The following is a 26,385-nucleotide window of genomic DNA, read 5'->3' as shown; positions in this document are numbered from 1 at the left end:
CGTGTTAAAATCAGGCTTTTTACTGCAAAAGCCCAGGGTAATTCTGGTTGGTAAAGATAAAAAGATGACCTAAAAAAGCCGTCGTCGGGATTCTATTTTTTAACTCCCTATAAATGAGTTGGAATTGAAGCGGACTTAACAATTTGTTTATAGTACCGCATTACATTTGTCTTCAGCTAATTAATGCTAACGCTATTAAAATGGAAATTCAAAACAAAAGAGCTGGTCGGTTGATCAAACTTATTATTTCGGGATTTTGTATAGGATTAATAGCAACGATTGGTGCCTGTAAGAAAGACAATATAAAAAAGGAATACCCCCAGGGGAGTAATGAACAAATCAATACCTGGATTCTGGATAGCCTCAACAGATACTATTACTGGGCTGCTGAACTGCCGAAGAAACCGGGCCTGGGCCAGTCGCCAATGGCATTCTTTGCTTCAGTGAAAAATACTTCGGACCGCTTTTCCCAGCTTTATCTGCCCAATCAGGCTGGTGTTTCCAGTTCCCGCTCTTTATATGGATTTGATTATGCCGTGATTCAGGAGCCGCTCGGTCAGCAGGTTTTTGGACTGGTGAAATGTGTCCTGAAAGGCTCGCCCGCCGAAAGATATGGCCTTAAAAGAGGGGCTTATATTCGTAAGGTAAACGGGAAGGTCTTTAGCAGCAGTAATGCGGCTGCGCTTGATCAGGAATTGCTCACTGGCAGAACAACTAATCTGGTTCTGACCACATTAAAAGATGGAACCTATACGGATCAACCGGAACTGAACATGATAGCGGGTTTAACTTTTGATCAGCCCCCGATTCATCAGGTCATAGAATGGGGAGGAGCAAAAATTGGATATGTTTACATTGACGGCTTCTCGGGAGGCTTGAGCAGGGCCCTTCTTTCTGTTTTCTCCGAATTTAAAAATGCTGCGGTTTCAGACCTGATCATCGACCTTCGTTATAATTCAGGCGGGGATGTGTCGGAGGCTGCAGGGTTATGCGCAATGATTGCTCCCGGCATAAATTACAATACAGATTTTATCATTTACAAGGGAAATAAGAATGGAGGACAAAGGAAAGAATCCATTGGTGCGGCTGCCACCTTCGATAAAAGGGTGGATTTCAATTCCCTTCTTCAAAGTAACATCAGTATGAAGAGCGTCTTTGTACTGGCAACAGGGGCCACCGCCTCTGCGTCAGAAGTGCTTATCAATAACCTTAGGCCTTATATGCAGGTAAAAGTTATAGGAGAAAAAACAATGGGTAAAGACGAAGCCAGCTTTTTAATCCGGGATGAACGGATCCCCAAACAGGTAGATTGGGAGATGTATCCGATCATCTATAAATTATTCAATGCACAGGGGCAGGGGGGATACCATACCGGAATTCTTCCGGACACAGAAGTCAGCGAATTTTCTGTGCTTCCATTGGTTCCATTTGGAAATGTAAATGATGCTTTATTGAGCAAAGCATTGCTTCAGATTTCTTCACAGGGAAAGATCGGTCAAAAGCTTTCGGCTGTTAATGAACCCCGGTTTACTACTCAAAATAGTGTGGTGCTGTCCGATAGTCACCTGAGCAAAGCAAGTCAAAGTATGGTGCTGACTCACCGATAATCTTAAAAATAGAAAAGACGTTAACACATTTGATTTAGGCTTAATATTAAGTTAAAATAGGGGAGCTATTTTCGGGGGTATAAAAACTGAAAAATCTTATCCCCTATTATTTTGAAACAGTTAGACAAATCCTTGCTTGAGAAATTAGTTGTTTTGCTTCGCGAAGGTGATACAGCTGCCTTTAATGAGTTGTATTACCGTTATAAGGGGAAAGTTCATCAGTTTGCTTATCGCTTTGTGAGGTGTTCCGAATCTGCTGCTGAATTAACCCAACTTGTCTTTGTACGCCTTTGGAAATACAAACATACCATAGATGAATCCCGGGATTTTGATGCCTTCCTGCTAACGATCACCAAAAATCTGGTGTTCAAAGAATTTCAGCGTAAAGCTAAAGCGGATGCCTACCAGAACGAACAGTTGAAAACAGAACAGGTTTACGATCCCATCGCCAGTTTTATGGATTTAAAGGATTACCGCAATCTGGCCGAAAGGGCAATTAGTAGTTTGCCGCCACAGAGTAAAAAGGTCTTTAAGCTGAGCCGTGAAGAAGGCGCTACTTACGAACACATTTCAAATCAGTTGAACATTTCCAAGAATACCGTTCACAGTCATATGGCCAAGTCTTTAAGCCATATCAGACAGTATTTCAAAATTCATACCCCGGAGACCGTACTTGTCCTCTGTACTCTGGCCTCAGCACTTTAAAACAATCTATCCCTATTATGATCAGCCTCCTTCTAATCAATGGAGGTTTTTTTTGTGCTGATTATCAATGTTTTGTGATTATTTTAAAAAATATTTCATCATCGGCTAGACATCTCCTCCATTTGCGGGATATATACTTATAGACAGGCAGAAGTTTGGCCGTTTTAATTGATGAAAGTGAATACAAACGAAGAATTAAAAAAATTATTTAAACTTTACCTGGAAGGGAATACCACTCCTGAACAGGAAAAAGAATTATTTTTCCATATCCGCGAACAGGAAGAAATGGACGAATCTTTTGAGGAGTCGACTGCAGCAGTATGGAATGAAGACAATAGCTGGAGAGATGATTCTCTATCTGCAAAGGTGGAGCTTCAATCGGTCTGGTCAAAAATCGCAGAAGAAGAGGATCTTCTTAAAAAAGCAAATTCATCCTGGTTAAAATATGCGGCTTCCTTTATCCTGGTTTGTGCTGCTGCTTTGGGTTGGTATTCGGTGAAGACAGAAACGAAAGAAGGAAATCAGCAGATCGCCCTGATGACTAAAATCACCAAAAGGGGAGAAAGAGTTAAATTGTTACTCCCGGATAGTTCGGTGGTTTATCTGAATGCGGTGAGTAAGCTGAGCTTCCCTCAACATTTCGAAAAAGGTAAAACAAGAGAAATTCATCTCGAAGGAGAAGCTTTTTTTGAAGTGAAATCTGATGCCAGCCGCCCGTTCATCGTTCATAGCGGCAATTTACAAACAAGGGTACTGGGAACGTCGTTTAACATCGATGCTTATCCGGGAAGCCAGCATTTCAGCATCTCTGTACGTACAGGTAAAGTTGGGATCTCTTCTTCAAATGAAGGTAAACTGACACACCTTTCTTTCCTTACTCCGGGAAAAAATCTGGTCTATAAATTAAGGGATTCCAGCTATGCAGTGAATGAGACAAAAGCAGCCGATTTTAACAGCTGGACAGAAAACAGGTTCATCTTTAAAAATGAATTGCTGAGCATGATCCTTACCCGTCTGGAAAGAAGTTACAATGTAAGTTTTAACGTAAAAAATGAACAAATGCTAAAGTGCCGCTTCAATGCGACCTTCCATAATAAAAACATCAAACAGATTGTAGAACAATTACATACCATGAGCAGTGGTAAGATCCATTATCAATTCAATACACATAAAACAATAATTACTTTATGGGGGGAGGACTGTCAATGATTAGCTAAGTTTTTATAAAACCCGCCACATCCCTATCGGCTACGCTATGAAAAATATAACTCAATAATTATTACAAACAAAACCGCCCTGCTGTAACAGGACGGTTCTTAAAAATGTTTCGTAACTCTCGATAATTAAAAAACTTTCAATGAATATAACGCTATACTTTTTAATAATAAAATACTTCAATAAAATAAAACACCAATCCCTTGTGATGACGGCCTTACTTTCGGCATGCTGTATTTGCAGTGTTTCAGGAAATACCAAGGCTCAGAATGCAATGGAAAACAGAATCAGCTTAAAGCTGTCAAATGTAAACCTGACCAAAGGGCTGACCGCCGTAGAAGACAAAGCAGGATGTGTCATCAATTATAATCCTGCAATTTTTAGAACCGCACACCAGATCAGTATCGATGTAAAAGACATGCCGGTTGCACAGGTGGTTCAGAAAATGCTGGAAGGAACCGGGGTGACCTACAAGGTGAGCGATCCTAAAACCATTCTTTTATATAAACTTCCTGATCCGGTAAAACAGGGTAAAATCAGTGGTAAAATCCTGGACGAAAAAGGTGAACCCTTGCCTGGTGCCGGGATTAAGATTGTAGAACTGAACCGTACTGCAAGCAGTTCTGTGGACGGATCGTTTAGCATCAGCCTTGATCCGGGAAATTATACGGTGGAAATAAGTTATGTCAGCTACCAGGGTAGGAGAGTAACCGATGTGATCGTTAAATCTGGACAAAATACGCCATTGAGCATCAGTATGAAACCAGCTTCAGAAACCCTGACAGGGGTTGTAATTACCGGTGGCTACAAAAAGACATCGACAGAAGGACTTTTGGCAAAACAAAAAAACTCGGCGGAACTGAGCAATGGGATCAGTGCGGAACAGATCAGTAAAACACCGGATGCAAATCTGGGAGAAGCGATCAAAAGAATTACCGGAATCTCTACCGTAGACAACAAGTATATTGTGGTAAGAGGAATGGGCGAACGCTACAATTCAGCTACTTTGGACGGTACCGTATTACCCAGTACTGAAACCGGAAGAAGAAGTTTTTCTTTCGACTTGATTCCTTCCAATCTGATCGATAACGTAACCGTGAGCAAGACGATCACCCCAGATATGAATGCCGGTTTTGCTGGTGGTTTGGTACAAATCAATACCAAAGATATTCCCGATGCAAATTTTACCAGTATCTCTATAGGCTCCGGAGTAAATGACAATAGCACCGGCAAAGATTTTTATTCTCCTAAACGTGGAAAGTATGACTACCTGGGCTTTGATGACGGAAGAAGGGATTTTCCAAAAGATTTAAGATATACAGTAGATTTAAACCCAAGCCGTCCTGATATTCCAAGGGCAGAGGATAAATTTGCTCAAAGCAGACGCTTTACCCAGGACAACATGACTTTGTATAAGTCGCGCGCACCCATTGCTCAAAATTACCAGTTTACCCTGGGACGTGTGATGAATGTCGATACTTCAAGCACCTTCGGGGTGATCGGATCTTTAAGCTACAGAAATACACAGAATATTTCCGATGTAAGTGATTTTAGAAGGGGGTTCTTTAATATGGGAACCAATAACTATGGAAATTTCTACAATTTTAATACTACCTGGGGTGCCATCTTAAACGCAGGTCTGAAGTTGAAAAATCATCGGATTAGCCTTAGAAACACCTATACCAGAAAATTTGAAAATAATATCAGTATTATTAATAACTATCTGGAAACTGCATCGGAAACAGAAATTGCAACCAGACCTCCAAATCAACGCATCAATGTGAATCCTACTTTTCTGGATTTACTCCAAAATAAATTAGGATTGCAACACCAGCTAGGGAAAGTAAAGCTGGAATGGGATATCGCCAGAACAGGCATTACACGTAACCAGAAAGATGTGATCCGCCGGGATTTATATCCTCAGCTGGTGAATGGTAAGTATATATTGATGGATTGGACCAATTCCAGTCAAACGGGTGATTTTCCGAATTCCCGTCACCATTACCTGAATAAAGAAACTGATTATAACTGGAATGTCTCAGGATCAGCTCCCTTTAGTCTGGCCAATACACGCAATACCCTGAAAGCAGGTTATTCCGGAACGAGAAAACAATTAACCTTTGACTGGCAAGGTGCACAGTTGAATCATTTTGACAAAATAACACCCGATAGCCTGCTGTATTTGCCGCTTGCTGAGAAAATCAAACCTGAAAATTTAAACTCCAAAGGTTTTGTCTGGCAGGTTCAACCCTGGTTAATTGATGGCTATGAAGGTAAAAGTCAGCAACACGCGGGTTACCTGATGTTGGATAACCGTTTTAATGAACAATTTAGATTGGTATGGGGAGTTCGTGCGGAATATTATAAGTATAAAGAATTAAGAAACCCATCAAATGCGCCGGCTTTGGGGGATACAGACATCAATACCTCGGATGTTGCCTGGAGATGGTTGCCTTCTGCAAATTTCACCTATAGTCCGACACAAAAAATTAATTTACGCCTGGCCTATTCACGTACGGTAGTACGTCCTGAATTTTTGGAGCGGGTAAGATTCCAGATGTATAACCCTGATCTTGATGGTTATGTATATAGCGAAGGAGTGACGAGCACCAGGGTTGATGGCTTGGACTTTAGAGCTGAGTTGTTTCCCGGGCTGGGCGAGACCTTATCCGTAGGCGCATTTTATCGTTATTTCGACAAGCCGGTAGAGTTAACCAGACGGACGGCCCTTGATGGAAGATTTGAATATATTCTTGACAATTCTGTTTGGGCAAAAAACTATGGTCTGGAGATGGAGTTTCGTAAGAAGCTGAGTTTTATTTCAGACCTGGCCTGGTTAAGCGATGTTTCGGTCTTTGGAAACGCAACCTATATTCATTCCGATGTGCGAAGCAACATTCGTGCTACAGCAGGAAAAGAACCTGTTTTGAGCAAAGTTAAAAGACCTTTATATGGGCAGACTCCATATTTACTAAATGCCGGGATACAGTATGATGGCAGTCATCTTGGTTTAAATCTGGTGTACAACAGAACAGGTCGCAAGACTTATATTGTTGCTGTAAACGCTGCCGATATTGACTATCAGAGGCCTTACAGCCAGTTCGATGCACAAGTCAGCTATAAATTTGTGAAGCCTGGAATTGAAATCAAATTAAATGCCGGCAATTTACTGAATCAGAAAATAGAGTATTACAATAACCAGAAGAGTTATGACCTGCAAGGGCAGGGAGGCGTATCGGAAGGTGATAACCGTGCTTTACTAAAACCTGGATTTACAGATAATTATGAAAGCGGAGATCTGAAGACATTCTCTCAGCGCATCGGCCGTACTTTTAGTCTGCAATTAAATTATAATTTTTAATTAACCTAAAGTTCAACTTTTAAATAAAGAAAGGAGCAATAAAAATGAGGGACTTTGATCTGTTATAAAAGAAAAAAAGCAGGGCTGTGAGAAGCCCTGCCTAAAAATCTGTGCTACCCCAATGGCGCGAACAGTATAACAGTAAAAAACTGCCTTAAAAATTAAATAAATCCATTCATAAAGCGATCAGACCAAGGGTCTTAAGCTTAAAAGCGTTAGTCAGCTTCAATACGACTGCAATTTAATAAAAAAAACATAAAATGTTAACATCATTTGTGTTTAGAATAATTATAAAAAAACAAATCATCCAAAAAACCGAATACAAGAATTATTAGATTATGAAAAATATACTATTTACAGGTTTAGCCCTGGCTGCTTTAACATTCGCTTCTTCTTGCAAAAAAGACCAAAATTCTAATGACAGTTCTTTCTCACAACGTAGCACAAAAGCTAGCTATGCTTCAGCGTCAGCTCTTCCGGTACAAACTGTGAGCGGAAACATCACTACTAATACTACCTGGGATGCTTCTAAAGTTTGGGAAATCAGTGGTGTGTTAACTGTGAAAAATGGTGCTACTTTAACTATTTTGCCAGGAACTTACATAAAATCTACTGTTAACACTGCAAACGTTCCAAACGGAGTTTTGGTAATTCAAAAAGGATCTAAAATTTCTGCTGTTGGTACTGCTCAAAATCCAATCGTTTTCACCAGCCGTTATTTACTTGGTGATGCTACTAAAGCTGCTGCCCCTGGTGACTTCGGAGGTATCATTCTTTTAGGTAATGCGCATGTGAATACTTCTACAGGAAAGAAACTGATTGAAGGACTTCCTGGAAGCGAATATGAATTTGGTGGTTCTGTTGAAAATGATAATTCAGGAACAATTCAGTACGTGCGTATCGAGTATGCAGGTTTTAACCTGAGCGCTGATAACGAAGTAAACGGACTTACTTGCGGTGGCGTTGGAAACCTGACTACTTTAGATCACATTGAAGTAAACTATGGAAGAGATGATTCATTTGAATTCTTCGGTGGTTCAGTGAATGCTTCTTATTTAGTTTCTAAAGCAGCAGATGATGATAACTTCGATTTTGACAATGGATACAACGGAAGCATTAGCTTTGCTGTTGCAGTAGCTGATAAAAACTCTACTCACAGTACAAGTGGTGGTGGTTCAGATTCAAACGGTATCGAGTCGGATAACAATGCTCCTGCAGAAGATCCTACTTTCAGCCTGACTCCAAAAACTCACCCGGTATTGAGTAATATCTCTATCATTGGTACATCAACTACTAACTCTGGTTACAAGTATGCAGTACGTAACCGTCGTGGTGCTGAGATCGAATTATATGATTCAATCATCACTGGTTATCCTTCAGGTTTTGTATTTGACGGAACTACTCCAGGTTCTTCTGTACTAGATGGTAACGATTTCCACGGATTTACAGCTGCGATTACTCCTGCTGGAACTTACGCTGGTAACACTCAGTCTACAGCAACACCTGCTCCTTCATTCAGCATCGGACAACCATTCTTTAATGATGGTACACTAAACCTTTTAGGTGCTTCTAAAGGCGCGTTCCCTTCTACAAACTGGGCAGCTGGCTGGTCAACTCTTTAATCTCTTTATCTGATATAGATCAGGTGATTGCAGCAATTTTGCTGCAATCACTTTTAGATTTTATTATACATGAAAAAAAACATACAAAATATTCTTTTTATCGCCATAAGTATTGCCTTTTTAGGGTTTACGGGATGTAAAAAACAGGAGCTTGCGGAACCAAAAGCTGTTAAAATTGTAAACCTGCAGATTCGCGGAACCAAAGGAGCGACAGACACCCTTGAGTTTGTAAAAGACGGCAAAGTGATTGCTCAAACCATAAATAATAATGAAAGTTTTAATCTTGCTGATGTTAAAGTCTCAGTTGAAGATGAAAATTCTTCATTGACTGTCCGGCTTAAAGGGCATAATGAAATTTTAGCTACAAGAAAAATCTCTTCCAATCAGTTCGATCAAATTATCAACTGTTATTATGACGGAGAGAAGGTATATGGAAACTTTGTTACCCTAAAGATCAAAGGTTATGCAAGTAGTGGTATACTTGAATTGGTTTTGGATGGAAAAACGATAGGTTCAGGTACAGGAACTGAGTTGTCCAAAATCATGTCTTTAGGAGTTGACGACGGAAAAAACCGCCAGCTGCAGGTGAGGAAACAGGGAGAAACCGGAATTTTACTAACAAGGGAAATCCCAGCAGATCAAAGTGCCCAGTCATTGGCTTTTTATTATGACGGGACAAATATTTTTGACAAGATTGATATCGGGCAGCCAGTAAACCCGGCAAATATGTTATTGAGTATTAAGTTCAATAGTAAGGTGAATATTTTTCAGGGACCGGCCGATATGGTTGTCCTAAAGGAAAAAGCAGGTGTTTTTACACCAACCGATCTGCGGATAGAAATAAAAACTGATGGCTCATTTAGTAATGCAGTCGAATTACCTTCTTTAACTGCAGAGGCAGGAACTAATTATTTCGTTAAAATCGTAAAAAGAGGAACGAATGATGATTTACCTTATGATTTTACCAATTCAGTGAAACCAATTAAACCAGAAAGCGGAAGGAAACTAATCACGTTTACCCCGGGAAGTTCTTCCATATTAGTCATCACTGATGAAAAGGTCGAGACCACAGTTGGACCGGCTTCAAGACGTGGAACTGTAATTAATCTTCTTGTTACTGACATCGCTCAATATTTTAAATAATCATTAACGCTCTCCTTATGAAAATCCAGATCGTAAATATTTTGCTTTTTTCCAGTTTAGCCCTTTGCTTCTCCTGTAAAAAAGAGGTTGACCCTCAAACTAATAAAGGGTTCGAAAAGAGAAACTTAAAAGCAAGTTATGCCGCTGCTGCTTTATTGCCGGTACAGACGGTAAGTGGAAGTATCACGACTAACACGACCTGGGATAATTCCAAAGTATGGGAAATCAACGGGGTTTTAGTGGTTAAAAATGGCGCTACTTTAACAATTCAGCCGGGGACCTATATCAAGTCAACTGTAAACAACAGCCTTTATCCAAATGGAGTAATTGTGATTCAAAAAGGGGCGAAAATTTCGGCCATAGGTACAGTAGACCAACCCATTGTTTTTACCAGCCGGTACAAACTTGGTGACAACAGAAAATCTGCCGACCCGGGAGATTTTGGCGGAATTATTCTTTTAGGCAATGCACCTGTAAACGTTGGCTCAAAATACATTGAAGGCCTCCCGGGAAAAGACTTTTCCTTTGGTGGTTTGGATACCATGGACAACTCTGGAAGCATACAGTATGCGCGTATTGAATATGCAGGATTTATTTTAGCTGCGGATAATGAAGTGAATTCTCTTACCTGCGGGGGTGTTGGCCGCGGTACGACCCTGGAGCATATCGAAGCAAGTTATGGCCTGGATGATTCCTTTGAGTTTTTTGGGGGAACGGTTAATGCCTCGTATTTAATCTCTAAGGCTCCTCAGGATGATAACTTCGATTTTGACAACGGGTATAGAGGTGAAATTGCCTATTCGCTGGCTCTTGCCGATAAAAATTCTTTACATAGCCGAAGTGGGGGGAATTCTGATTCTCATGGGATTGAATCTGATAACAATGGGGTATTGGAAGATCCTGCCTTTGGCTTGATGCCTAAAACCCATCCTATACTTAGCAGTTTGAGTATTATTGGAACCTCAACTTTTTTCTATTCCTCCTTTGGGAATGGGGCCTATAGATACGGGATTCGCAATCGCCGGGGTGCTGAACTTGAATTGTATGATTCCATCATCGTCGGTTATCCCTCAGGATTGGTGTTTAATGATGGTACAGAAGCATCTTACGCATACGGCCCTTCCATACTGGAAGGCAATTATTTTCATGGCTTTAATGCCGCAATTACCCCTGCCGGAAGCTATGTCAATAACACACAGTCTACTTCGGTTACGGCACCTGCTTATGGGATGACACAACCGTTTTTTAATGATGGTCCTTTAAGTTTCGAAAATGCTTTCTATGGCGCTTTCTCGCAATCCCCTTATTGGGCATCGGGTTGGTCCACTTTATAAAATTCTCTCTCGTTACGTCATGTTGGTCTTTGTTCCCCATCCCCCTGATTGCAAAGGCCGCATGACGTTTTTTAAGTTTTCTATTACCTTTGCGATATGTCCATCCAGCAAAGCATTACCCGTCTTCAGTATCTGTGCGATACCATTCCCGCTTTATTAACCCGGATCCCCGAAGCAGAATTTTCGCGCAAACCTGCTCCCGGAAAATGGAGCAATAAGGAAATACTTGGACACCTGATTGACAGCGCAACAAACAACCACCAGCGATTTGTAAGGGCGCAGTTTGAAGAAAGCCCAACCATCATTTACGATCAGAACAACTGGAATACCTATAGCCATTACAACTTGCTCGACAGTAAACAACTGATCTTATTCTGGGAAAGCTATAACCGGCATATCCTCGAATTGATTCATCATATTGCTCCGGAGAACCTGAGTAGAACATGCTGGAATGGGGGAGAAGCCCCTCAAACCCTCGAATGGCTTTTCATCGACTATGTTGCGCATATGGAACATCACCTGAAACAAATGCTAAATACTCCTGCATAAAGCTGAACTGATCAGGAGTTCCTTTTCCGGGATTAAGGAATCTTAATCTTAGTGTAATCTTTTAACTCAAAGCGGCTATATTCGGATAACTGTTGCAGAAAAGCCAAAATAATCGTATGTTTGCCCGGCAAATAGTAACTCCTAAATTATTTGCTATGCAACTCGATCCCAATAAATTTATCTCTGAAGGCTTAACATACGACGACGTATTATTAGTCCCTGCTTATTCTGAAGTTCTGCCACGCGACGTGGATACCGGAAGTTTTCTTACCAAAAAAATACGCTTAAATGTCCCTGTAGTTTCTGCAGCAATGGATACCGTAACTGAAGCTGGTCTGGCAATTGCCATCGCCCAGGCAGGTGGTATCGGAATGCTTCATAAGAACATGAGCATCGAGCGTCAGGCGGAAGAAGTCAGAAAAGTAAAACGTTCAGAAAGTGGAATGATCCAGGATCCGGTTACTTTAAATGCTGATGCTAAAGTGGCAGATGCATTCCAGATCATGAAGGACTTTAAAATAGGTGGAATTCCTGTAATTGATGCCGACAATAAACTGGTAGGTATCATTACCAACAGAGATCTTCGTTTCCAAAAAGACATGCAACGTAAAGTTTCAGAAGTGATGACCAGAGAAAATCTGATCACTGCTCCTGAAGGTACCACCCTTTTACAGGCAGAAGAGATCTTACAAGATTATAAAATTGAAAAACTTCCTGTAATTAATGCAGAAGGACACCTTGCAGGTTTAATCACTTTCAAGGACATCCAGAAATATAAAAACTACCCTAAAGCCTGTAAAGATGAGCGTGGAAGACTACGCGTAGGTGCTGCGGTCGGTGTAGCAGCAGACAATATCGACCGTGTAGCAGCATTAGTTGCCGCAGGAGTTGATGTGGTTACTGTAGATACTGCACATGGCCATTCCAAAGGTGTGATTGATATGGTGAAAGCCATTAAAGCAAGGTTCCCGGATTTACAGGTAATTGCCGGAAATATCGCTACTGCAGATGCAGCGAGAGCATTGGCTGAAGCTGGTGCTGATGCGGTTAAAGTAGGGATCGGACCAGGTTCAATCTGTACCACAAGGATCATCGCAGGGGTAGGTGTACCTCAGTTATATGCGGTTTTCGAATGTGCCCAGGCATTGATCGGTACAGGCATTCCTGTCATCGCCGATGGCGGAATCAAACAAACCGGTGATATCGTTAAAGCGATCGCTGCAGGAGCAAGCTGTATTATGGCAGGTTCATTGTTCGCAGGAGTAGAAGAATCACCAGGTGAAACCATCATTTATGAAGGACGTAAATTTAAATCTTACCGTGGTATGGGTTCTGTAGAAGCCATGCAACAAGGATCTAAAGACCGTTATTTCCAGGATGAAGAAGATGTAGTGACCAAACTGGTTCCGGAAGGAATTGTAGGCCGTGTTCCTTACAAAGGAACTTTAGCAGAAGTGATCTACCAGTATGTAGGTGGATTGAGAGCTGGAATGCACTATTGCGGAGCAGCAACGATCGAAGATTTACAAAAAGCGAAGTTTGTGCGCATCACTGCTGCAGGTATGAGAGAAAGTCATCCACATGACATCTCGATCACCAAAGAAGCACCAAACTATTCGAGTACGAGATAATTCAATATTCAGATAATTTATTGCCGAAAGGGTTTCTACGGAAACCCTTTCTTATTTTAATTTTTTATGAAAGCTATAGGTGTTTATTGCGGTGCCAACTTTAACGGCGATCCGGTTTTATTGGCAGCGATCGAAAATCTTGCCCAGACTTTTACCGATCAGGAGATCCGCCTGGTCTATGGTGGCGGCAGTGTCGGCGTAATGGGCATCATTGCCGATGAGATGTTGAAACGTAAGGGACTGGTAACGGGAGTGATTCCTCAATTTCTGATGGACAAAGAAGTGGGCCATACAGGGCTTACCGAAATGATCATCACGGAAAATATGCACCAGCGCAAACAAAAGATGGCAGACCTCGCTGATGGTTTTATCATCCTGCCCGGAGGCTTTGGAACCCTGGAAGAATTCTTTGAAGTCCTGACCTGGCTGCAATTGGGTTTACATACCAAGCCAATCGGTGTCCTGAACATAGCGGGTTTCTATGACCATCTTTTTGCCCAGATGGATGTGATGGTACAACATCAGTTTCTGAAACAAAGCAACAGAGATCTGGTCTTCAACGAAGCTGATCCGAAAATTCTGGTAGATCAAATGATGAACTTCAATGTCCTTCCGGACGATAAATGGTTCAAAGACCGAAACCTCAGCTAAATTATAAGAATTCGTCCGGACCTATTTCCCAGGTCCAGGGCTTCTTAAAGCTTTGGAAGGTGCGCAGGGTTTTAAAGGGGAAGTCTTCAGAAATGGTTTCATTCGCTGCATCTCTGTTGTGGGTCTTTCCTGTTGTCACGCGGCGCTTTCTGAGCACGAAATCATACTTTTTATTGGTCATCTCTCCGGAGGCTTCATTGTAATACTCGTTGCCGGCTTTTTCCAGAAACCAGTTTTTATCCTTATACCGGAAGGTATAGTTCAGCTTCCAGCGCCAGTCGCCACCCCCTTCAAAGGATAAAACGAGTTTGTTGGAATCGATTTTTAATGGCCGTAATGGATCTCCCATGGTGCCACCCTCTGCAGAACGGAGGATGAAATTATTGTTTTGTACGCCAATCTGGTACCCTTCTCCGTTTGCACGTTTAAAGTAAACAGCCAGAATTCTTGGCTTCTGAATTTCTGTGATGATTTCTGTGGTATTGTCGCCATAAGCGCGGCTTTCCCGGACTTCCTTATGGTATTCCATGATAAAAGCAAGGTCATTCAGCTGATCATGGTTCAGGTCGCCGGAAATAGAATCCAGGATTTTCCAGTTTGCAGGAAGCAATGCCGACAACGATTTCCCCTGATTTGGAAGCGTTGGGTATTTAAAATTTTGCGCGTAAACAGCCGTCTGACAAGCTAAAAAAAATAAGACCAGTTTAATCTTCATACGTTTAAAAGAACGATAATCATGCCGAAATAGTGTTCAGGCATGTTCAGGATTCAGGGAAGCTCCTGTAATAACTCAGGGAAACTCTTGTAATAACTCAGGGGACTTCTTGTAGTAACTCAGAAAAGTTCTTGTAATATTGTACCATGATGAGTAAAAAGATCAGCCTTTTCAACTGGAGCGGGGGCAAAGACAGTTGCCTCGCCCTGCACCATATTTTAGCAGATGATGATTTTGAAGTCAGGTATTTGCTGACCACCGTAAATGAAGCCTTCAACAGGGTGAGCATGCATGGAGTCAGGGAAGCGTTACTCAGGACACAGGCGGAAAATATTGGAATTCCATTGTACCAGATCCGATTACCGGAATCCCCAAAAATGGAAGATTACGAAGAAAGTATGCATCGGCATTTAACCGGCTTACGGGGGGAGGGAATCACGCATTCTATTTTTGGAGATATCTTTCTGGAAGACTTAAAGAAATACCGGGAAACCAAACTGGAAGAAGTCGGACTAAAAGCCGTCTTCCCTTTATGGAAAAAGGATACCCGGGCCATCATCCGGGAATTTTTAAGTCTGGGTTATAAAACGGTGATCGTCTGTGCAAAAGAAGGTCTGGAAGCGTTTTGTGGAAGGGTGATCGACGAGCAGTTTATGGACGACCTTCCGCCCGGAATCGATCCATGTGGAGAGAACGGAGAGTTTCATACTTTCGTTTTTGATGGGCCAGTTTTTAAATCACCGGTTCATTTTAGCCTGGGAGAAAAGGTGTATAAGACTTTCCCTTCTCCGGTAGATACCGCAGAGAAACCTGCGGGGTACTGGTATATCGATTTGTTGCCCTAACTGATTTTCCGATACATCAGACATGAAAAAGCAAGGACAACACAGACCCACATCACGATAAACATGGGGTAGGCGGTATTGTTGTGCAGTAGACTCAGCAGGGAAGTGATGAGAAAGGCAGATAAATAGCTCATGCTTCCAACAAGTGCCGATCCGGCACCACTATATGTAGAAACGGCAACAAGATATAAGGAGGTCGCATTGGGAAGGATGAATCCCAGCATCGACATGAAGATAAAAGTTACACTCAGCAGGCTGAGTAGGGAGCCACCGGTAGCCAACAGGATGATCATCACAAAGCCGGTGATCATCTGAACAGCAATTGCAAATTTCGTGATCCGTGCTGCGCCATAGCAGGACAGGAATCGGGTATTGAGTATGCCTGTACAAATGATCCCAACTGCAAGGAGGGAGAAAACAAGGCCGAATTGCTTTTTGCTCAGGCCATAGATCTGCATCAGCACAAAAGGAGAACCGGTCACAAAAGCGAAAGCAGCGCTGTTGCTGATGGCCCTCAGGAGCGCATAGTTTACAAAAGCGGTATTTTTTAGGCAATAGCTGTAGGCATTACGGATGGCCGGGAGGTTCAGCTTTTTATGGTCTTCCGGGCGTTTTCCCGGTGGCAGGATGGTTAAACAGCCTGTCAGTCCGGTAGCCGATATCAGCGCCATGATCAGAAACAGGTATTTCCAGGTCTCCGCATCGGCCAGCATCCCGCCGGTCATAGGGGCCAGAATTGGAGAAATTCCCATGATGATTTGTAGAATTGTAAATACATGGGCGGCTTTCCGGTCTCCGTAGAGGTCGTTTACCAATGCCCGGGAAATCACCTGACAGGCACTTCCCGCAAGGCCCTGAATAAACCTCAACACAAGAAACAGGGTAAAGGAGCTCGTAAGGATACAACACAGACTGCATAAAATATAAACCGTTAACCCGATTTGCAGTGGCCGCTTTCTGCCCCAGACATCGGATAATGGTCCGATAAATAGCTGCCCGAAGGCCATTCCAAAAAGAAAAACGGTTACTGTACTTTCAATTCGTACAAGGGGCACCTTAAAATAATGGGCCATGACTTCAAATGCCGGAAGGTAGATGTCAATAGAGATAGAGCCAATTGCGGTTAAAATACCAAGGGTAAGCGTAATCAACAGGGTTTTTCTATGCTCCTTCATCTTTTTCTATTTGCGTGAAGGCAAAACTAACGCTACATTGGCTCTTGTAAAAGAGCCATTTTGAAGAATATTTATAGTACCAGTTTATGAGTAAAATATCTCCTGAAATCTTACTTACTTTTATTCAGCTTGACCGTTCGCGTAAAACGCCACTGTACATCCAGTTGTATGAGGAAATTAAGAAAGGCGTTTTTGAAGGAATGCTGAGGCATGGAGACCGGATGCCTTCTACCCGTAGTCTGGCTGCTGAATTCAGCATTTCCCGAAATTGTGTGCTGCTGGCTTTTGAGCAGCTTCGGCTGGAAGGCTTTTTAACCTCAGCAGTAGGTGCGGGGACTTATGTCTCTGAGCAATTGAATGAGCTGAAACCTCCGGGTAAAAAGAAGATGCCAGCGGTTCCGCTGGTCAGGGTGAAAAAAACAGCGGTCAACTGCAATGATTTTCCCCTGCATACCAAATTTGTACTGGACTATATCGGGCAGGAAGCAACCTTACCTTTCCAGCCTTCCATACCTTCCTTTGCGGATTTCCCTTTCCAGGTTTGGGCCAGACTTGCCGCCTCAGTATATAAAGACATCCATCGCCTTCATCTGGGTTACGACAGTGCACAGGGGTACCTGCCTTTAAGGGAAGCACTAACGGATTACCTCCGGATGAACCGTTCTATTCATTGCAGCGCAGATCAGATCATTATTGTAAACGGCTCCAGTCAGGCTTTACACCTGGCGGCCGAACTATTGCTGAAAAAGGATGAACTGTGCTGGATGGAAGACCCGGGGTACCTGAGGGCGAAATCGGCCATAGCAAGGTTTGGTGCAAAAATTTGTCCGGTTCCTGTAGGGAAGTCAGGAATGGACCTGGACTATGCAATGCGCCGTTTTCCTGCTGCAAAGCTGGCTTATGTGACCCCTTCACATCAGTATCCATTGGGAGAGACGATGCCTTTAATTGAGCGCATCAAATTATTGAAATGGGCCTCCGATCATCAGATGTGGGTCATTGAAGACGATTATGAGAGTGAATTCCGCTACGTAAAAAGGCCGATTCCCGCTTTAAAAGGCCTGGATACCTTTGGCCGGGTGATCTATGTGGGGACCTTTAATAAAACCCTGTTTCCGGCATTGAGAATCGGTTATATGGTGCTGCCATCGGCAGAAATGGCCACTGAGTTTACCATCGCAAAGGCAGTCATCGATCGTCAAAGTCCGGTGATCGATCAGGCCATCCTGACGAAGTTTATCCTGGAGGGACATTTCTCCCGGCACCTGCGGAGAATGCGGCTGATTTATAAAAAAGCACAGGAAGACCTGGTAGTCCTGCTTCAAAAGCACCTTGCTGCAGAGGTTCGTATTTCTGTGGCGGACGCGGGAATGCACCTGATCATCTGGCTGTTAAAAAAGTATGACCCACTGGAAATCCTTCGTAAGACAAGGGAGCGGGGTGTCATGCTGTATGCCATTGATGAATTGTCTGTAGCGTTCAGGCATGAAGGGGCCTTTTTCCTGGGATTTACAGGGTTTAAGCAAGAAATGATGGAAAAAGCAGTCCTGATCTTAAAGGAGGTGCTTTCGGAAGAAAAGCCTATTGAATAATCAATTTCAGGGAATCTGCTTTTACCCGGTTCTTTAACCATAACCTGAGCTTGTTTTGATCGGCAACAGGCACTGGTTTCACAAACGATGCAACGAACATGGTCATGGTGTCGGCGCGGTTGGAATCAGTTCTGTTAAATATGGTATTGGAAATGCTGTAGGCCTTCAGGTCGGGATAGAGTATTTTCAGTTCCGGCCTGAGGTCGGGCAAGGGTAAATCCAGGGCGGCAGAACCTGTATTGGGCTTAACCTGTGCGGAATTGCTCTTGAAAACATCTTCCAGGATACTGGCTTTAATTTGAGAAAGGTCGATCTCATTTTTGGCATTCAATCCTTGTCTGATGACGAGTTTTGTTCCTTTCAGCTGATAGCCTTTCAGCTTATTGCTCAGGGAATCCAGTTGTCCTGAAGAGAGCTCGTTTCCGAGCAGGAGTAAATCAATTTCACTTCCTTTTCTATTGTATTTGAAACTTTTAGAGATGACCTGTGTGTCTTTGTAATTGAGTTCCTGGTGCACAAACCTGGCGGCATTGCTCTCAAAAATACTTTTGTCTACTATCCTGTAGGCCAGGTAAACACTTGGCGCTGCGGTAAGGAGTACGATCATAAGGATGTAACGGCTTACTCTTTTCTCATAGACTTTGTCTCCAAAGTCTTTCTTGTGGAATTTCAGGTAACGAACGATGAGAAAAGTTGCGACACAAATGAAAACACTATTGATAAAATAGAGGTAAATGGCACCGAGGAAAAAGTAGAGGTTTCCGGTCGCAATTCCAAAGCCTGCGGTACACAACGGAGGCATCAGGGCCGTGGCAATCGCTACGCCTGGGATCACATTGCTTTTTTCCTTTCTTGTAGCGGCCACGATTCCGGCAAGGCCCCCTAAAGCGGCAATAAAAACATCCCATACAGAAGGCGATGTTCTGGCCAGCAACTCCGATTGTGCCTCATGCAATGGCGTTAAGGTAAAATATAAGGAAGAAGCGATGATGCTGATGATGGTGGCAATGGTTAAATTTCTCAGGCCTTTTTTGACGAGTTCAAAATCATTGGTGCCGATCCCTAAGCCAATCCCCATAATCGGTCCCATGAGCGGGGAAATTAGCATGGCTCCTATAATTACGGCAGTAGAATTTACATTAAGTCCTATACAGGCTACAAAAATGGCAAAGATTAAAGTCCATAAATTTGCCCCTCTGAATTCCACGTTCTTCTTGATGGATTCTACGGTTTCGGCCTGTTCCTCGCTGTCTTCCTGCAAGTTGAAGCGGTAGGATATAAAGTTTTTTATGGAAGTGTAGATGTCGTTCATTTGGGCTTTTCAATTAGACGGCAATTATCGGTCCTAAAATAATCGAATAAATCTTACCACTCAATCTCCTAAAATATATAGATTCGATAGTATAGAGGGGGTATCGGGGGATACATCTCATGTACTAAAATTTTAGCTTATCAGAACTTAAATAAATTTCAATATGAAAAAATTGTTGTTGTTGAGTATGGCTTTGTTATGTCTTAATATTTCCGCAAAGCCGATGTATATCACTTCCATTTGGAACAGGCCGGTACAGCGGCCACATTTCGTCAGGACAAACAAAAGTATGCCCTGGACAGCTGAAAATGGAAAGTGCTTTCTCCTGAGGTTGAATGCAGGCGAATGTCGGTTTGAGGGCTTAAAAAGAAAGGAGAAATAAAAATGTATATGGACAATAACAAACAGGAAAGACTCAGGCTGTTGATCCATTCCTTTTTTAAGGAGCATTCATTCGACGAGCTCATCGAAGTGTTGTATGTGCTTTACAGGGGCTGGGCATTGCAGGTCTCGATTAAGGTAGACCGGGATGAAAGGTTAAGGATCCTGATGGGCTATAGTGATTTGAAAGAATTTCTGGAAGAATTCAGGGAATTGTATACGCCTGAAATTTCGATCGGAGAAGATTCCCGGGAATCAGATTTTTAATGGCTTTCCTGCTGCAAAGATTGGGCTCAGCGAGAAAAACACCTTCTTTCTTATGCTGAAAGCGGATCTGGGGGATAGAAAAACAGCTGCCTGCAGCGGGGATAAAAAGAAATATTTGCAACAAATTTATAACGGAATACAAAACAAATGAAAGCTTTATACCAAAGCCCGAAACGGACTTTTGTTTCAATGGAAAATAGATTTAACTTGCCCCAATGAATATAGAGTTCAACAAAAACGAAGACTTGAACAAACAATCCGTTTACGAATTAAAGACAAGACTTAAAAAGATATATCAGGGTGGGGGAGAGAAGAGTGCTGCAAAGCAAAAGGAAAAAGGAAAGCTATTGGCGCGTGAGCGTATCGCCTATTTAATTGATAAAGAAAGCGAATTTCTGGAAGTAGGTGCATTGGCCGCTGAAGGCATGTATGCCGAACAGGGAGGCTGTCCTTCTGCAGGCGTTGTTTGTGGAATTGGCTATGTTTCCGGAAGGCAGTGCATGATCGTTGCTAACGATGCGACGGTGAAGGCCGGAGCGTGGTTCCCTATGACGGCAAAAAAGAACCTTAGGGCGCAGGAAATTGCCATGGAAAACCGTTTACCGGTAATCTATCTGGTGGATAGTGCAGGCGTTTACCTGCCGATGCAGGATGAGATCTTTCCGGATAAAGAACATTTTGGACGAATGTTCCGCAACAATGCACTGATGTCTGCGGAGGGAATCGTACAGATTTCTGCAATCATGGGCTCTTGTGTTGCCGGTGGTGCCTACCTTCCGATCATGAGCGATGAAGCAATGATTGTGGATGGTACGGGCTCTGTATTTCTTGCAGGTTCTTACCTGGTGAAATCTGCCATCGGGGAAGACATCGATAATGAATCCCTTGGCGGAGCAACCACACATTGTGAGATCTCGGGCGTAACCGATTATAAACACCCCAATGACCAGGCTTGTCTGGACAGCATCCGCAACATCATGAGCATGTTGGGCGCTCCGGAATCTGCAGGCTTTGACAGGATTAAACCTGCAATGCCTAAGCTTGATCCGGAAGAAATTTATGGCATCCTACCCGAAAACAGAGAAAAACCTTATGATATGCTGGACATTATCCAGCGCCTGGTAGACAATTCCGAGTTTGAACAGTATAAGGAATTGTATGGCCAAAGCATCATCTGCGGATTGGGCAGGGTGGATGGCTGGGCAGTTGGCATCGTGGCCAATCAGCGTAAAGTTGTGAAATCCAAAAAAGGAGAAATGCAATTCGGCGGGGTCATCTATTCCGACAGCGCTGATAAAGCCGCCCGTTTCATTATGAACTGCAACCAGAAGAAAATTCCTTTGGTATTCTTACAGGATGTGACGGGATTCATGGTGGGCAGCAGATCTGAACAGGGAGGAATCATTAAAGATGGAGCGAAAATGGTGAATGCAGTGGCCAATTCTGTGGTGCCTAAATTTACCATCGTTCTGGGAAATTCTTACGGTGCAGGGAACTATGCCATGTGCGGTAAAGCTTATGACCCAAGATTGATCTACGCATGGCCAAGCGCCAAAATTGCGGTAATGGGTGGATCACAGGCTGCAAAAGTACTGCTGCAGATTCAGGAAGCTTCTTTAAAATCAAAGGGAGAAACCATTACCCCGGAAAAAGAAGCCGAACTGTTAAAGGAAATTACAGACCGTTATAACAGTCAGACCACTCCTTATTATGCGGCATCCAGACTATGGGTGGATGGCATCATTGATCCTAAAGAAACGCGGAAAGTGATTTCCATGGGGATAGAAGCAGCGAACCAGTCGCCTATTAAAAAGGCCTTCAATGTGGGGATTATCCAAACCTGATCTGCTGAGGAAGAGAATAAAAGCACTGATTTATAATCCCTTAATCATAATGCGGCTTTGTTGCATTTTGTCTCTTGTTCAAAGCGGGATAAAAGTGTAATTTTGTATAATAATAGAAAGAATAAATAATATGTCAGAAGAAATAGAGCACGTTCAATGTTTAATTATAGGTTCAGGACCGGCAGGATATACTGCAGCAATTTATGCGGCCCGCGCAGACCTGAAACCAGTAATGTACACCGGTATGGAGCCGGGTGGACAATTGACACAAACCACCGACGTTGATAATTTTCCGGGATATCCGGGTGGAGTTATGGGACCGGAAATGATGGAAGACTTCCGTAAGCAGGCAGAACGCTTTGGAACGGATATTCGTTTTGGTTATGTGAGTTCTGTAGACTTTTCTTCTATGCCACATAAAGTGGTGGTAGATGACATTAAAACGATTACTGCAGATACGGTAATCATTTCTACCGGTGCTACCGCGAAATGGCTGGGCTTACCTTCAGAACAAAAATACAATGGTTTTGGTGTTTCCGCATGTGCAGTATGTGACGGCTTCTTCTTTAAAGGACAGGATGTCGCAATTGTGGGTGCTGGTGATACTGCTGCTGAAGAAGCAACTTACCTGGCTAAACTTTGTAAAAAAGTATACATGCTGGTGAGAAGAGATGAATTCAGAGCTTCAAAAGCAATGGTTCACCGTGTGTTGAATACCCCTAATATCGAGGTGGTATACCATACGGAAACTCAGGAGATCATTGGTAATGGTAAAAATGTAACTGCAGTGAAAGTTCTGAATAACCAGACTGGTGTGGAATCAGAAATTCCTGTGGAAGGTTTCTTCGTTGCAATTGGTCATAAGCCAAATACAGACATCTTTAAAGGATGGTTGGATATGGACGAAACAGGTTACCTGCAAACCATTCCGGGATCTACAAAAACAAATGTAGAAGGTGTTTTTGCTGCCGGTGATGTTCAGGATCATTACTACCGTCAGGCAGTAACCGCTGCGGGATCAGGATGTATGGCTGCATTGGATGCAGAACGTTATCTGGCTGCTAAAGAACATGAAGTGAAAGCTTTATCTTAATAGATATCAAGATACCATGACATCATGATGTCAGGAAAACGGGCTCCCTAAGGGGCCCGTTTTTTTTTGCGATAAAATAACCAGCGGTAGCGATATTCGGATATATTAGACTTATGAGTCCATTAAAAAATGCCGTCGTACCGGATGAGGTTGTCCTCAGTAAGATTTATCTCCTTAGAAACCAAAAAGTAATGTTAGACAGGGATCTGGCAGAATTGTATGGGGTTAAACCGATCAGGCTGCGGGAGCAGGTCAAACGAAATAAGGATAGGTTCCCTGAGAATTTCATGTTTCAGCTGACAGAAGAAGAGGTCAGTAACATGGTATCGCAAAATGCGATACCTTCGAAACAGGCACTTGGAGGTACTTTTCCCTATGTATTTACAGAACACGGAGTCTTAATGTTATCCAATGTACTGAAAAGCGAGAGGGCTTTAAAGATGAGCATCCGCATCATTGAAATTTTCGTAAAACTAAGGGAAACCCTGCTTTTGCATAAAGATGTTGCCTCCTCGCGGAGCAGGTAGAAAAACGGCTGGGCAAGCAGGATGATAAGATCGCACTGCTGTTTGGTTACTTAAATCAGTTTATGGAAAAAGAGGAGGAACCCAGAAAACCCATAGGTTTTAAGTTATAGCCATTCTTAAACCTTATTTTAAAGGATTTTTTTTATCTTGTGCATTAATTCAAACCCGATTATTTAACCAACCTGTAGGAATGATCAGCTGTTTACCAGGCTGCTGAAATTCCATGGGATTAAAAAAAAGAATTAAACACAAAACACACAAATGAAAAAACTATTTACAATTGTTCTGTTGGCATTTCTTGCAATAGAAGCATCAGCACAGCAAGACCCGAACATGGGGATTATCCCTGCGCCAGTGTCCGTTAAGAAGAATAGCGGAACCTTTAAGCTGGATAAAACAGTCGTTTTAATCTCCAATGAGCCTAAAAATTCAAGGATGGCAGATTTGCTAAATGCTTTTGTCACTGCTAAAGGCGGTTTTGCCCTGAGAGAAGTGAAATCTGAAAGTGCAAACGAAAGGGCCATCATCCTGACCTCAGAAGGTGCAGGTCAGTTGCCTGCGGAAGGTTATAAAATCAACATTACAGATAAAAAGATTACGATTGTGGGTCAGGAAGCAGGATTGTTCTACGCGGTACAATCCATGACACAGCTGATGCCGGAAAAACAAAATAACGAGATTCTGATTCCGGCAGCTGAGATCAATGACTATCCACGTTTTAAATACAGAGGAATGCACCTGGATGTATCCCGTCATTTCTTCCCGGTTTCTCTGGTAAAAAAATACATCGATGTGATGTCTCAGTATAAACTGAATAATTTTCACTGGCACCTGACAGACGATCAGGGATGGAGAATAGAAATTAAGAAATATCCAAAGCTGACCTCAGTAGGAGGAAGCAGAAACGGAACCATCATCGGACACCACCCGGGTGTAGGAACGGATAATAAGGAATATAAAGGTTTTTACACGCAGAATGACGTCAAAGAGGTCCTGGCTTATGCCGCCGCAAGATTTATCAATGTGGTTCCTGAAATTGAACTTCCCGGACATGCTTCTGCTGCAATTGCCGCTTACCCTGAGTTGAGCTGCTTTCCGGAAAGAGATACTTTTGTAGATGCGAAAACACCATGGTCAGGAAGCAGAAAAGGCAAACAGGTGCAACAGCAGTTTGGTGTATTTGACGATGTATTCGTACCTAATGACAACACTTTTAAATTCCTTGAAAATGTATTGGATGAAGTGATCGCATTGTTCCCTTCAAAATACATCCATATTGGTGGTGATGAATGTCCTAAAGAATATTGGAAACAAAGCGAATTTTGTCAGAAGCTGATCAAAAAGCTGAACCTGAAAGATGAGCACGGATTACAGAGCTATTTCATCCAGAGAATTGAAAAACACGTGAATAAAAGAGGCCGTTCTGTGATCGGATGGGATGAAATCCTGGAAGGCGGACTGGCACCAAATGCGACAGTGATGTCGTGGAGAGGTACTGAAGGTGGGATCGCTGCGGCTAAACAAAGCCATGATGTGATCATGACCCCTAATGCAGGTGGTTTGTATTTTGACCATAAGCAAAGTAATTCTCCGGATGAGCCGACCAATATTGGTGGTTTTGCACCGTATACAAGTTCTTATGCTTATGATCCAATGCCTAAAGAACTGAATGCGGATCAGCAGAAATACGTGATCGGTGTTCAGGCCAACCTTTGGACAGAGTACATCCAGACGCCTGTAAAAGTAGAATATATGATCATTCCAAGAGTATTCTCTTTAGCGGAAATTGCCTGGAGCCAGCCTGAGCGTAAAGACCTGAAAAACTTCTCTGAAGAGCGTCTTCCATTACATTTGGCAAGATTAGACCAGACTGAAACCAATTATTGGGTTCCTACACCACTGGGCTTAAACGAGAGGGTGATGAACGGAGAAAACTTCAATATTGAACTTAAAGCTCCGGTACAGGGATCGAAAATTTATTATACATTAGACCTTACCCGCCCTTCGGTTAACGGCAACCTGTATACTAACGGAGTGAAATTGATCGTTCCTAAAGGAGAAAAACGCGTTTTGAAAACCCTGGTGATCACGCCTGCAGGTAAGCAAAGTGTAGTCACAGAAACCATTTTAAACAATGGTGCTGCAGATGTAAAAGCTAAATAATTGTTCGTTAAAAAAAGATAAATGATGAACCTAGGTAAATATTTCATGAAGCTGCCCCTGCTATTTGCAGGGCTGCTTTTATTGGCTTCCTGTGGAGACAGCGCTTCCGAAAAGATGGCGGCTAACAAATCCGCTCAACCTGATGTTAAAAAGCCTGCGGGCCAGTTTCCTTTTTATAAGGACATTGCCATCCGCCCGGGAATTAACTTTGAGGTAGTCAGCTGGGGTAAGGGAGTGGATAGTGTAGGTGGATACCTGATTTTATTATCAGACACCCTTAGAAACAATTACAAATCCTTTTCCAACGAACGCAAAGGCATCATTACTGATGCCTGGAATATGGATCTTGACAACGATGGCAATCCGGAACTTTATATTGAATTGCTCAGCAAGAAAAATGTACTGGACCTCAATGTTTATGAATATGCCGGTGGTGAATTCAGAAAGATCAGTTTCCCTCCTTTGAGTAGTTCTATGAAAAAGGCGTATCAGGGTGGAGATAAATTCATCATTAAAAATGGCGATTTATTCCGGTCTTTCCCGATGGTGAATCCTAAGGATACCACGATTAAAGCCGGAGCAATTAAGATGCTGCAATACCGTCTGAGCGGGAATAGCTTCTCAACAAATGAAATCAAAGAATAAGTTGCTTT

Annotated in this window: 21 protein-coding genes; 18 read left to right on the top strand and 3 right to left on the bottom strand. The window is 42.6% G+C overall.

The annotated features are described in order from the left end of the window. The first annotated feature begins 200 nt into the window (after window positions 1–200). The 10 genes from DBR43_RS18740 (at window position 201) to DBR43_RS18695 (ending at window position 13,818) form a co-directional block, all read left to right on the top strand. Window positions 201–1,607: a S41 family peptidase gene (locus tag DBR43_RS18740; protein ID WP_124583563.1), complete on the top strand. Its 1,407-nt coding sequence runs from the start codon at window positions 201–203 to the stop codon at window positions 1,605–1,607. A gap of 111 nt (window positions 1,608–1,718) precedes the next feature. Continuing rightward, window positions 1,719–2,312, top strand: coding sequence for an RNA polymerase sigma-70 factor (locus tag DBR43_RS18735; protein ID WP_158622548.1), 594 nt, complete (start codon window positions 1,719–1,721; stop codon window positions 2,310–2,312). 171 nt (window positions 2,313–2,483) lie between these two features. Next, window positions 2,484–3,521: a FecR family protein gene (locus DBR43_RS18730; RefSeq protein ID WP_124583559.1), complete on the top strand. Its 1,038-nt coding sequence runs from the start codon at window positions 2,484–2,486 to the stop codon at window positions 3,519–3,521. Between the two features lie 148 nt (window positions 3,522–3,669). Continuing rightward, the gene (locus DBR43_RS18725; protein ID WP_124583557.1) at window positions 3,670–6,888 is read left to right on the top strand and encodes a TonB-dependent receptor; all 3,219 of its coding nucleotides are present in this window, start codon (window positions 3,670–3,672) and stop codon (window positions 6,886–6,888) included. Between the two features lie 338 nt (window positions 6,889–7,226). After that, the gene (locus DBR43_RS18720; protein ID WP_124583555.1) at window positions 7,227–8,510 is read left to right on the top strand and encodes a hypothetical protein; all 1,284 of its coding nucleotides are present in this window, start codon (window positions 7,227–7,229) and stop codon (window positions 8,508–8,510) included. Window positions 8,511–8,579: 69 nt separating this feature from the next. Then, a complete protein-coding gene (locus DBR43_RS18715; RefSeq protein ID WP_124583553.1) occupies window positions 8,580–9,653 on the top strand; it encodes a hypothetical protein in 1,074 nt (357 codons plus the stop codon). Window positions 9,654–9,670: 17 nt separating this feature from the next. Beyond that, window positions 9,671–10,987, top strand: a complete 1,317-nt coding sequence (locus DBR43_RS18710) for a hypothetical protein (RefSeq protein WP_124583551.1) — start codon at window positions 9,671–9,673, stop codon at window positions 10,985–10,987. 96 nt (window positions 10,988–11,083) lie between these two features. After that, window positions 11,084–11,536, top strand: a complete 453-nt coding sequence (locus DBR43_RS18705) for a DinB family protein (RefSeq protein WP_124583549.1) — start codon at window positions 11,084–11,086, stop codon at window positions 11,534–11,536. 155 nt (window positions 11,537–11,691) lie between these two features. Further along, window positions 11,692–13,167: an IMP dehydrogenase gene (gene guaB, locus DBR43_RS18700; RefSeq protein WP_074605749.1), complete on the top strand. Its 1,476-nt coding sequence runs from the start codon at window positions 11,692–11,694 to the stop codon at window positions 13,165–13,167. A 66-nt stretch (window positions 13,168–13,233) separates the two neighbouring features. Beyond that, the gene (locus tag DBR43_RS18695; RefSeq protein ID WP_124583547.1) at window positions 13,234–13,818 is read left to right on the top strand and encodes a TIGR00730 family Rossman fold protein; all 585 of its coding nucleotides are present in this window, start codon (window positions 13,234–13,236) and stop codon (window positions 13,816–13,818) included. A 1-nt stretch (window position 13,819) separates the two neighbouring features. On the opposite strand, the gene DBR43_RS18690 is transcribed toward DBR43_RS18695, so the two are convergent. Continuing rightward, entirely contained in the window at window positions 13,820–14,533 is a 714-nt protein-coding gene (locus DBR43_RS18690; RefSeq protein ID WP_124583545.1) for a hypothetical protein, read from the bottom strand. A gap of 146 nt (window positions 14,534–14,679) precedes the next feature. Here DBR43_RS18690 and DBR43_RS18685 point away from each other — a divergent pair, with 146 nt between their 5' ends. Next, window positions 14,680–15,378, top strand: coding sequence for a diphthine--ammonia ligase (locus tag DBR43_RS18685; protein ID WP_124583543.1), 699 nt, complete (start codon window positions 14,680–14,682; stop codon window positions 15,376–15,378). Here DBR43_RS18685 and DBR43_RS18680 read toward each other — a convergent pair. Continuing rightward, entirely contained in the window at window positions 15,375–16,553 is a 1,179-nt protein-coding gene (locus DBR43_RS18680; protein WP_124583541.1) for a multidrug effflux MFS transporter, read from the bottom strand. The two genes, DBR43_RS18685 and DBR43_RS18680, sit on opposite strands and share 4 nt — an antisense overlap. An 86-nt stretch (window positions 16,554–16,639) precedes the next feature. Here DBR43_RS18680 and DBR43_RS18675 point away from each other — a divergent pair, with 86 nt between their 5' ends. Further along, on the top strand, window positions 16,640–18,145 hold the full coding sequence (locus DBR43_RS18675; protein ID WP_124583539.1) for a PLP-dependent aminotransferase family protein: 1,506 nt from the start codon (window positions 16,640–16,642) through the stop codon (window positions 18,143–18,145). On the opposite strand, the gene DBR43_RS18670 is transcribed toward DBR43_RS18675, so the two are convergent. Then, the gene (locus DBR43_RS18670; protein WP_124583537.1) at window positions 18,135–19,457 is read right to left on the bottom strand and encodes a TIGR00341 family protein; all 1,323 of its coding nucleotides are present in this window, start codon (window positions 19,455–19,457) and stop codon (window positions 18,135–18,137) included. The two genes, DBR43_RS18675 and DBR43_RS18670, sit on opposite strands and share 11 nt — an antisense overlap. 390 nt (window positions 19,458–19,847) lie before the next feature. Between DBR43_RS18670 and DBR43_RS18660 the strand changes: the two genes are divergently transcribed. The 6 genes from DBR43_RS18660 to DBR43_RS18635 all read left to right on the top strand — a co-directional run bounded on the left by DBR43_RS18660 (window position 19,848) and on the right by DBR43_RS18635 (window position 26,377). Then, the gene (locus tag DBR43_RS18660; protein ID WP_124583532.1) at window positions 19,848–20,105 is read left to right on the top strand and encodes a hypothetical protein; all 258 of its coding nucleotides are present in this window, start codon (window positions 19,848–19,850) and stop codon (window positions 20,103–20,105) included. Window positions 20,106–20,320: 215 nt separating this feature from the next. Then, on the top strand, window positions 20,321–21,949 hold the full coding sequence (locus tag DBR43_RS18655; RefSeq protein WP_124583530.1) for an acyl-CoA carboxylase subunit beta: 1,629 nt from the start codon (window positions 20,321–20,323) through the stop codon (window positions 21,947–21,949). Window positions 21,950–22,079: 130 nt separating this feature from the next. Beyond that, entirely contained in the window at window positions 22,080–23,042 is a 963-nt protein-coding gene (gene trxB / locus DBR43_RS18650) for a thioredoxin-disulfide reductase (protein WP_124583528.1), read from the top strand. Between the two features lie 113 nt (window positions 23,043–23,155). Next, window positions 23,156–23,569: an ORF6N domain-containing protein gene (locus tag DBR43_RS18645; protein WP_233603034.1), complete on the top strand. Its 414-nt coding sequence runs from the start codon at window positions 23,156–23,158 to the stop codon at window positions 23,567–23,569. A gap of 261 nt (window positions 23,570–23,830) precedes the next feature. After that, a complete protein-coding gene (locus DBR43_RS18640) occupies window positions 23,831–25,732 on the top strand; it encodes a beta-N-acetylhexosaminidase (RefSeq protein ID WP_124583526.1) in 1,902 nt (633 codons plus the stop codon). A 21-nt stretch (window positions 25,733–25,753) separates the two neighbouring features. Beyond that, entirely contained in the window at window positions 25,754–26,377 is a 624-nt protein-coding gene (locus DBR43_RS18635; RefSeq protein WP_233603032.1) for a hypothetical protein, read from the top strand. Window positions 26,378–26,385 lie beyond the last annotated feature (8 nt).

This window comes from Pedobacter sp. KBW06 (genome assembly GCF_003852525.1).
Classification (GTDB): domain Bacteria; phylum Bacteroidota; class Bacteroidia; order Sphingobacteriales; family Sphingobacteriaceae; genus Pedobacter.
Note: the sequence above shows the minus strand (reverse complement) of the source record. Positions and strands in the feature narration are given on the sequence as shown.

Coding starts and splice junctions, on each gene's coding strand:
- DBR43_RS18635 (WP_233603032.1), top strand. CDS start 25,754: ATGATGAACCTAGGTAAATATTTCATGAAGCTGCCCCTGCTATTTGCA.
- DBR43_RS18695 (WP_124583547.1), top strand. CDS start 13,234: ATGAAAGCTATAGGTGTTTATTGCGGTGCCAACTTTAACGGCGATCCG.
- DBR43_RS18720 (WP_124583555.1), top strand. CDS start 7,227: ATGAAAAATATACTATTTACAGGTTTAGCCCTGGCTGCTTTAACATTC.
- DBR43_RS18730 (WP_124583559.1), top strand. CDS start 2,484: ATGAAAGTGAATACAAACGAAGAATTAAAAAAATTATTTAAACTTTAC.
- DBR43_RS18715 (WP_124583553.1), top strand. CDS start 8,580: ATGAAAAAAAACATACAAAATATTCTTTTTATCGCCATAAGTATTGCC.
- DBR43_RS18660 (WP_124583532.1), top strand. CDS start 19,848: ATGGACAATAACAAACAGGAAAGACTCAGGCTGTTGATCCATTCCTTT.
- DBR43_RS18675 (WP_124583539.1), top strand. CDS start 16,640: ATGAGTAAAATATCTCCTGAAATCTTACTTACTTTTATTCAGCTTGAC.
- trxB (WP_124583528.1), top strand. CDS start 22,080: ATGTCAGAAGAAATAGAGCACGTTCAATGTTTAATTATAGGTTCAGGA.
- guaB (WP_074605749.1), top strand. CDS start 11,692: ATGCAACTCGATCCCAATAAATTTATCTCTGAAGGCTTAACATACGAC.
- DBR43_RS18725 (WP_124583557.1), top strand. CDS start 3,670: ATGAATATAACGCTATACTTTTTAATAATAAAATACTTCAATAAAATA.
- DBR43_RS18670 (WP_124583537.1), bottom strand. CDS start 19,457: ATGAACGACATCTACACTTCCATAAAAAACTTTATATCCTACCGCTTC.
- DBR43_RS18680 (WP_124583541.1), bottom strand. CDS start 16,553: ATGAAGGAGCATAGAAAAACCCTGTTGATTACGCTTACCCTTGGTATT.
- DBR43_RS18710 (WP_124583551.1), top strand. CDS start 9,671: ATGAAAATCCAGATCGTAAATATTTTGCTTTTTTCCAGTTTAGCCCTT.
- DBR43_RS18685 (WP_124583543.1), top strand. CDS start 14,680: ATGATGAGTAAAAAGATCAGCCTTTTCAACTGGAGCGGGGGCAAAGAC.
- DBR43_RS18740 (WP_124583563.1), top strand. CDS start 201: ATGGAAATTCAAAACAAAAGAGCTGGTCGGTTGATCAAACTTATTATT.
- DBR43_RS18655 (WP_124583530.1), top strand. CDS start 20,321: ATGAATATAGAGTTCAACAAAAACGAAGACTTGAACAAACAATCCGTT.
- DBR43_RS18690 (WP_124583545.1), bottom strand. CDS start 14,533: ATGAAGATTAAACTGGTCTTATTTTTTTTAGCTTGTCAGACGGCTGTT.
- DBR43_RS18705 (WP_124583549.1), top strand. CDS start 11,084: ATGTCCATCCAGCAAAGCATTACCCGTCTTCAGTATCTGTGCGATACC.
- DBR43_RS18645 (WP_233603034.1), top strand. CDS start 23,156: ATGAGTCCATTAAAAAATGCCGTCGTACCGGATGAGGTTGTCCTCAGT.
- DBR43_RS18640 (WP_124583526.1), top strand. CDS start 23,831: ATGAAAAAACTATTTACAATTGTTCTGTTGGCATTTCTTGCAATAGAA.